Source organism: Kitasatospora sp. NPDC059648 (assembly GCF_042734825.1).
GTDB lineage: Bacteria > Actinomycetota > Actinomycetes > Streptomycetales > Streptomycetaceae > Kitasatospora.
In genome coordinates, this window is record NZ_JBHWDU010000170.1 from 1 (window position 1) to 6,707 (window position 6,707).

Below are 6,707 nucleotides of genomic sequence, written 5' to 3' on the forward strand. Positions count from 1 at the left end.
GGGCTCGACCGGGCGGAACAACGCGTCCAACGGGACCGGCCCGCCGAGCGAAGAGCCCGGCGGGCGGGTGGCACCACGGGGCTCCCGGGGCGGGCTGCTCAGGGGTGGCCGGGCCCGTCGCGGGCCGGTCCGCCCGGGGATTCGGGGCTCGTCGGGGGCCACGGCCGAGTGGCGAGGTCGTGTCGGAGGGCGTCGAGCCGGGCCAGGCACGCGTCGATCGTGGTCAGGGCCGCGCCGCCGTGCTCCCGGATCCGGCGTTCCAGGCCGCGGAGCCGTTCTTCGATCTGCTGCCAGCGGTCCTGCCCGGCGGCAGGGGGCTCAGGCGCGTCGTTGATCGCTGTCATGGCGGAGGCGGTCGGTCTGGCGGGTGAGGTCGTCCAGGCGGGTGGCGAGTTCGGGATGGGCGGCGGCCAGGTGCGGACGCATGTCGGCCAGCGGCGCTATGAGGTCGGCCGGGTCCGCGGCTCCGAGGGCGGTGGTGAGCGCGGTCAGCGCGGGCCGGGCGGCCGGGGCGTGGCCCGAGGCGGCGGTGATCTGGGCGGCCAGCACGCGCAGGCCGGCGGCGTGGTCACGGGCCCAGGCACCGACGGCGCGGTCGGCGGCCCGGCGGTCGCGCACGGCCTTGACCCGCTCCGCTCCCGTCTCCCCGGCGGCAGGGGCACCGGCGGGGCGCAGCCGCAGGTAGCGGTTCTCGGCGGCCTGGCGGCTCGCTACGCCCATGGGGCGGGCGAGGTCGGCCCAGGTCGCGCCGCCGGCACGGGCCGCCTCGACGAGCGGGGCCTCCCAGTCCGCGAGCCTGGCGCGCAGCTCCCGCAGCAGCACCAGGGCGGCCAGCGCCTGCTCGGCGCCTTCCTCCTGGGGCTCCTCGGGTACGGCGGAGGCCGTACGGGCGGCGCGGACCGCGTCGTCGATGGCGGTGAGCGCCGACGCGGCGGCGAGGAAGGAGACCGGCTCGGAGCCGGGCGCGGGCTTCGACGGCTTCGTACTCATGGGGTCATTCTACGGACGACGAGCAGCCTTTGTCATCGGATGGATGACGTGCTACAACGGTGTCAGGTGAAGCGCACTGGCACTCATCGATCAGTGGAGGTGTTTCGCGATGCTGATGCGCACTGACCCGTTCCGCGAGCTGGACCGGTTGACCCAGCAGTTCCTCAACACGACCGGCACCTGGTCGCGGCCGACCCCGATGCCGCTGGACGCCTACCGCTCCGGTGACGAGTACGTGATCTGCTTCGACCTGCCCGGGGTGGACCCGCAGGCGATCGACATCGACGTCGAACGGAACATGCTGACCGTCAAGGCCGAGCGCCGCCCGCGCCACGAGGGCGAGGGCGTGAAGTGGGAGCTGTCCGAGCGCCCGCTCGGGGTCTTCTCCCGGCAGGTCATGCTCTCCGACACCCTCGACCCGGAGGGGATCACGGCCGACTACGACTCCGGCGTGCTGACCCTGAAGATCCCGGTCGCCGAGAAGGCCAAGCCCCGCAAGATCGCCATCGGCCACAGCGACGACCGCAAGCAGATCAAGGCCTGACCCGTCCAGGCCTGACCCCTTCCCGAGGCCGTCCCGTGCCGCCCGAATCCCCCGGCGGAGCGGCACGGGGCACCCCCGGCCCGTACCACCCCTGCCCGCGACGGCGGGCCGGACGGACAGCGAGCAGTCCCATGACCACCCAGGTGACTCCGTTCGTGGTGACGGCGTACGGCGAGATCGACCTCGACACCGCCCCGCGCCTGCACCGAGAGCTGTCCCGCGCACTGGTGGAACACCAGGAAGTGGTGCTCGACCTCTCGCAGGTGACGTTCATGGACTGCTCGGGCCTGGGCGTGCTCGTCCGGGCCCGCGACCAGGCCGACCGCAGTGGCCGGCGCCTCGTCCTGCGCGGCGTCGGCCGCCCCGTGGCCCAGCTCCTCAAGCTCACCGGCCTCGCCTGCCGCCTGACCCCCGTGCCCCGGCCGTCGACGGGCCGGCTCCCGTTCGTCCCCGATCGCGAAGGAGGGAGGACACGGTGACGATCCGTTGGGAAGTCTTCCTGGACCAGGTGCAGGAACGCGGCGAGTACGACACCCCCGAGGAGGCCGAGCGCTGTGCCCGCGTGGTCCTGGCCCTGCTCGGCGCCCACCTGGTCGGCGACGTGCGCGCCCGCCTCGCGGCCAGGCTGCCCGAAACGCTCGCCCTGGTCCTGCTCAACCCGCTGCAGGCCGCCGAACCGCTCAGTCCCGAACGGTTCGTCCGCGCCACCGCCGCCTGGATAGAAGGCGCCACCGAGGCCACCGCCCTGTGGGACATCGGCGCCGTCCTCTCGACGGTCGCCGACGCCGCCGACGACCAGCTCATGGAGCAGGTCCTGCTCCAACTGCCGCCAGGCTACGACGTGCTGTTCGGCCGCCCGGACGCCGTCCGACGCCCCTGACCGCCGTCCCCTGACCGCCGTCCCTGTTCGCCGTTCGGGCCGCCGCGCAGCCGCGGCGGCCCGCGCCCCGGAAGGCCACCGCCATGACCCGGCACCGCCGCCTGATCCAGCAGGTCCGCACCCTCGGCCGCTACGCCAGTGACGAGGAGGCCGAACGCGTCCTCGTCGCCGTCCTCGCCCTGCTCGGCTCGCAGCTGACCGGCGACGAGCGCTGCGACCTCGCCTCCGTGCTCCCCGAGCGGGCCCGCGCCGTATTCTCCTCGCAGATCCCCCTCCCGGCACCGGTCGGGGCGCCCGCGTTCGTCGAGGCGCTTGCCGACGTCCTGGGCACCAGCCTCACCGCGGCCCGCTGGGACGCCTCCTCCGTACTGGCCGCCCTCTCCGACCTGGCCGGCGACCGTCTCACCGACCGTGTGCTGGCCCAGCTCCCGCACGGCTGGGCCCTGCTCTTCGGCCGCGCCGACCTCACCCCGGTCCCGGCCTGAGCCGTCGGCCCGGGGCGCCTCGTCGGTCCGTCACTCCGCCAGGGCCGCGCGGAGGAAACGGAGGATCTCCGCCTGGGCGGCTTCGGCCTGGGGTTCCAGGCCGGGCAGGGTGAGGAACGCGTGCCTCGCGCCCGGGTACTCGGACAGCCGTACGGGCGTCCCGGCCGCGCGCAGCCGCTCGGCGTAGCGGCGGCCGTGGTCGGCGAGCGCGTCCCGGGTGGGCACCACCACGAGCGCCGGGGCCAGTCCGCTCAGGTCGTCCGCGTACAGCGGCGAGAGCGCGCGGGCATCGCCGCCCTGCGGGGCGGCGAGCCGTTGCAGAAGGCGCAGTTGGGGCAGTGCCGGGGTCGGGTCGAACGCGTGCTCGGCCATCGAGGGGTGGTCCTCCATCGTCCCGGTCACGTCGGTGGCCGGGTTGACCAGCACCTGCGCCCTGAGGTCCAGGCCCGCTTCCCTGGCCCGGATGGCCGCCAGGGCGCTGATCAGCGCACCGCAGCTCTCGCCGAAGACGGCCGTGCGCGCCGGGTCCACGCCCCACCGCGCGGCGTGCCGCACCACGTGCCGGAGCACATCCCAGCCGTCGTCGGCGGCGTTCGCGAGCGGACTGCCGGGGGCGAGGAGGCGGTGCTCGACGGAGACGACGAGCGCGGGCAGACGGGCGGCGAGGTGGCTGTTGGTCCAGTCGCACTGCGCCGCCGTTCCCACGAAGCCGCCGCCGTGGACATGGATCACGAGCGGGAGGCCGGTCCGGACGTCGGCATCCGGGTCCGCCGTCGGCACCGGCCGGTACACCCGGACCGGGAGGTTGCGGCCGGGCAGCGCCAGCTGCCGCCAGCCGATCGCGGCGCCGGGATCCGGTTCCCCCAGGATCGCGCTGGCCGCCCCGGACGCGCGCCAGCGGTTCTCCGCCTCGCGGTAGGCGCGCAGTTCCCCGGCCGTGATCGCCTCGAAGTCCGGCTCCGGCGGCCGGACGGCGGTGGTGGTGCTGCTGGTGGTGGTACTGATGCTCCGACTCATCGTTTCCTGCTCCCCCTCCCGGCCGGTCGCCGGGTGTCGTCGCCTCAGGGCAATGCGCCATCCGCATTATGCACGCACCGCGCGCAACACTCAGTACTCGCCGAGTGCAACGCCGGGGCAAGGGTTGGCGCATCGGCTACGCTGAGCCGGACGAAAGGGGCGAGATGACTGGCCGCAGGCGATGGTCGACCGAGGAGATCCTGGACACGGCGGTGACGCTGCTGCGCACGAACGACGCCGACTCGTTCAGCGTGCGCAAACTCGCCGCGGCGCTCGGGACCGACTCGTCCAGCCTCTACCGGCACTTCCGCAACAAGACCGAGTTGCTGCGCGAGGTCGCCGACCGCGTCCTGGTGGCCGCCATGGACGGCTACCGCCCCGAGGGCTCCTGGAAGGAGCGCATCACCGCCCTGGGCCTGCGCCTGCGCGAGGCCTTCGGCGAGCAGCCCCAACTCGCCGGGATCTGGGGGCGGTACGGGTCCGGCGGCACCGGATCCCGGCTGGTCATGGAGGAGGTGCTGCAGGCCCTGCGCGCGTCCGGGCTGCCGGACCGGGAGATCCCGGCGCACTACCACCGCATCGTGGTCCTGCTGGCCGCGCTCATCTCCTCCGAGGCCGGCCTCAGCACCGTCACCCGCGAGGAGTACGAACAGGGAATGGAGCAGTTCCGCGTCGCCGTGCTGGGCGCCGACCCCGAACGCTTCCCCGCCCTCGCCCACTTCGCCCGCGACGTCCGCCCGCTCGGGGCGGACCGGCGCGCCGCGTTCGAGGAGCTCCTCGCCGCCCACCTCGCCCACGTCGAGGCCGTGATCCCCTGACGGGGCCGGCCCGCCGAGCGGGGGGCGCGGCGGGGCGGGGCCGGGGGGGGGGCTTGACCCTCCGGCCCGGGGCGCGGGGTCTGAGCGGGCGGGGGTCCGCCCGCCGACGGCTTCCTACCGCCGCAGTCGCCGTGGCGCTCGGCGAGGCGAGGACCTCATGGCCCCGAGAGGTAGCAGGCGCGGCCACCGCCGATAATGGGTTCGCAACCCGAGGCGGCCCCGGCGGCCGGCTACGGCCCTCGCCGCGCCGCGGAACCTGAGGAGCGCGCCGTGACCGATCCAGCCCCGACCGGACCCTCCGCGCCCGGAACCTCCACCGGGCCCGTCGTCGTCGGCTTCGACGGCTCGCCCGAGAGCCTCACCGCCACCGAGTGGGCCGCCCGCGAGGCGCAGCGCCGCGACCGCCCGCTGGAAGTCCTGGAGGCCTGGCCCTGGCCGAAGCGGGACGTGGTCGGCAGCGACCAGACCTACCACCGCGCCCTCGCCCACCTCGCCGACCGCGAGACCGCGCTGTCCGCCCTGGTGCCCGGCGTGCCGGTGTCCACCGCCCCGGTCTCCGCCGACCCCGTGGAGGCCCTGGAGGAGGCCTCGCACCGCGCCGCCGTGCTGGTGCTCGGCTCCCGCGGGCTGGGCACCCTGCGCGGCTTCCTGGTCGGCTCGGTCAGCCAGGAGGTGCTGCGCCGCTCCGCCTGCCCGGTGGTGCTGGTCCGCGCCCACGAGGACGAGCCGGACGGCGCCGTGACGGCCGGCATCGACCTGGCCCACCCCGCCGACCACGTGCTGGCCTTCGCCTTCCAGGCCGCCGCGCTCCGCTCCGCGCCGTTGCGGATCATCCACGTCTGGTCCCCGCCGGCCGGCAGCGAGTACATGTCCTACGGCGCCATCGGCGGCCTGGAGGGCGAGGTCTCGTCCGTCGAGTGGAGCGGCCTCGCCGAGGCGCTGGAACCCCTGCGGGCCCGGTACCCCGGTGTGGAGGTGACCGCCGACCTGGTCCGCGGCAAACCCGCCGTCGAACTCGTCGACGCGACCGCGTCGGCCCGCCTCCTCGTCCTCGGCCGCCGCCTGCGCCACCTGCCGTTCCGCCACCACCACCTCGGCCCGGTCGCCCACGCCGCGATCCACCACGTCCACTGCCCGGTCGCCGTCGTCCCCTACGGCTGAGCCCGCCCGCCGGGATGCCGCTCGGGCCGGGGCCCCTGCGCGGGTGGTTCGCCCGCATCGCGCGCATGCCTCGCCGGATCGCGGGGATACGACAGGCCCAGGGCGGCCCGTCCACGGGCGGGCCCGCTTCGAGCTCACCAACGCGACGAGAAGGAGCAGAGGAATGGGACACGGCGGCAATGTGATCGACGAGCTGATGACGGACCACCGGGAGGTGGAGGAGATGTTCGCCCGGGTCCAGGCGCTGCCGGCGGGCGACGAGCGGCGCCGCGAGGTGGCGAACGAGTTCACCATCGAGCTGGTGCGCCACTCGGTGGCCGAGGAGCAGTACCTGTACCCGGCGGTGCGGGAACACGTGCCCGGTGGCGAGGAGCTCGCCGACAAGGAGGTCGCCGACCACGCGACCGTCGAAAAGCTCCTCAAGGACCTCGAAGGCGTGGACTGCGGCGACGCCCGGTTCGGCATCCTGGTCGACCGGATCGTTTCCGAGGTCTCGGCGCACATCAGTGACGAGGAGCAGAACCTCTTCCCGGCCCTGGCCCGGGTCTGCTCGCCCGAGCAGCTGGACGAGCTCGGCGACCGGATCCGGCGGGCGAAGAAGCTCGCGCCCACCCGCCCTCACCCGAACGCGCCCGACAACAAGCTGCTCGCGGCCGGTACCGGCCTGGTGGACCGCGCCCGCGACCTCGTCACGGGGCGTGGAAAGTCCTCGTAGCGCCGGAGGCCGTCGTGGGCGGGGGCGCCCCGGGCACCCCCGCCGCGCGCCCACCCCCGCGCGAGAAAAGCCCACACCCGGGAGCGGGGCGCGCCCG

At 74.9% G+C, this 6,707-nt stretch carries 10 protein-coding genes; 7 read left to right on the top strand and 3 right to left on the bottom strand.

From position 1 onward, the window contains the following. Positions 1 to 98: 98 nt before the first annotated feature. A complete protein-coding gene (locus tag ACFV1W_RS39680) occupies positions 99 to 344 on the bottom strand; it encodes a hypothetical protein (RefSeq protein ID WP_380422338.1) in 246 nt (81 codons plus the stop codon). After that, positions 319 to 990, bottom strand: a complete 672-nt coding sequence (locus ACFV1W_RS39685; protein ID WP_380422340.1) for a type III effector protein — start codon at positions 988 to 990, stop codon at positions 319 to 321. Before ACFV1W_RS39685 ends, ACFV1W_RS39680 begins: the two co-directional genes overlap by 26 nt. A 109-nt stretch (positions 991 to 1,099) precedes the next feature. Between ACFV1W_RS39685 and ACFV1W_RS39690 the strand changes: the two genes are divergently transcribed. From ACFV1W_RS39690 to ACFV1W_RS39705, 4 genes are all read left to right on the top strand, one after another. Beyond that, positions 1,100 to 1,534, top strand: coding sequence for an Hsp20/alpha crystallin family protein (locus ACFV1W_RS39690; RefSeq protein ID WP_380422341.1), 435 nt, complete (start codon positions 1,100 to 1,102; stop codon positions 1,532 to 1,534). Between the two features lie 131 nt (positions 1,535 to 1,665). Beyond that, positions 1,666 to 2,013: an STAS domain-containing protein gene (locus ACFV1W_RS39695; RefSeq protein WP_380422343.1), complete on the top strand. Its 348-nt coding sequence runs from the start codon at positions 1,666 to 1,668 to the stop codon at positions 2,011 to 2,013. Then, positions 2,010 to 2,414, top strand: a complete 405-nt coding sequence (locus ACFV1W_RS39700) for a DUF2267 domain-containing protein (RefSeq protein ID WP_380422345.1) — start codon at positions 2,010 to 2,012, stop codon at positions 2,412 to 2,414. Before ACFV1W_RS39695 ends, ACFV1W_RS39700 begins: the two co-directional genes overlap by 4 nt. An 83-nt stretch (positions 2,415 to 2,497) precedes the next feature. Next, entirely contained in the window at positions 2,498 to 2,899 is a 402-nt protein-coding gene (locus ACFV1W_RS39705; RefSeq protein WP_380422347.1) for a DUF2267 domain-containing protein, read from the top strand. A gap of 30 nt (positions 2,900 to 2,929) precedes the next feature. Here the strand turns inward: ACFV1W_RS39705 and ACFV1W_RS39710 are convergent, their stop codons facing one another. Further along, positions 2,930 to 3,916 carry an alpha/beta hydrolase gene (locus ACFV1W_RS39710; protein WP_380422349.1) on the bottom strand — a complete coding sequence of 329 codons (987 nt, stop codon included), beginning with the start codon at positions 3,914 to 3,916 and terminating at the stop codon, positions 2,930 to 2,932. 164 nt (positions 3,917 to 4,080) lie between these two features. Here ACFV1W_RS39710 and ACFV1W_RS39715 point away from each other — a divergent pair, with 164 nt between their 5' ends. The 3 genes from ACFV1W_RS39715 (at position 4,081) to ACFV1W_RS39725 (ending at position 6,610) form a co-directional block, all read left to right on the top strand. After that, positions 4,081 to 4,734 carry a TetR/AcrR family transcriptional regulator gene (locus ACFV1W_RS39715; protein WP_380422351.1) on the top strand — a complete coding sequence of 218 codons (654 nt, stop codon included), beginning with the start codon at positions 4,081 to 4,083 and terminating at the stop codon, positions 4,732 to 4,734. Positions 4,735 to 5,004: 270 nt separating this feature from the next. Next, positions 5,005 to 5,895 (top strand): universal stress protein, encoded by an 891-nt coding sequence (locus tag ACFV1W_RS39720; protein WP_380422352.1) that lies wholly within the window; start codon positions 5,005 to 5,007, stop codon positions 5,893 to 5,895. A 163-nt stretch (positions 5,896 to 6,058) separates the two neighbouring features. After that, entirely contained in the window at positions 6,059 to 6,610 is a 552-nt protein-coding gene (locus ACFV1W_RS39725) for a hemerythrin domain-containing protein (protein ID WP_380422353.1), read from the top strand. Positions 6,611 to 6,707: the final 97 nt, after the last annotated feature.

Bases quoted from the DNA above. Each gene is read 5' to 3' on its own strand.
- ACFV1W_RS39680 (WP_380422338.1), bottom strand. From the start codon at position 344: ATGACAGCGATCAACGACGCGCCTGAGCCCCCTGCCGCCGGGCAGGAC.
- ACFV1W_RS39685 (WP_380422340.1), bottom strand. From the start codon at position 990: ATGAGTACGAAGCCGTCGAAGCCCGCGCCCGGCTCCGAGCCGGTCTCC.
- ACFV1W_RS39690 (WP_380422341.1), top strand. From the start codon at position 1,100: ATGCTGATGCGCACTGACCCGTTCCGCGAGCTGGACCGGTTGACCCAG.
- ACFV1W_RS39695 (WP_380422343.1), top strand. From the start codon at position 1,666: ATGACCACCCAGGTGACTCCGTTCGTGGTGACGGCGTACGGCGAGATC.
- ACFV1W_RS39705 (WP_380422347.1), top strand. From the start codon at position 2,498: ATGACCCGGCACCGCCGCCTGATCCAGCAGGTCCGCACCCTCGGCCGC.
- ACFV1W_RS39710 (WP_380422349.1), bottom strand. From the start codon at position 3,916: ATGAGTCGGAGCATCAGTACCACCACCAGCAGCACCACCACCGCCGTC.
- ACFV1W_RS39715 (WP_380422351.1), top strand. From the start codon at position 4,081: ATGACTGGCCGCAGGCGATGGTCGACCGAGGAGATCCTGGACACGGCG.
- ACFV1W_RS39725 (WP_380422353.1), top strand. From the start codon at position 6,059: ATGGGACACGGCGGCAATGTGATCGACGAGCTGATGACGGACCACCGG.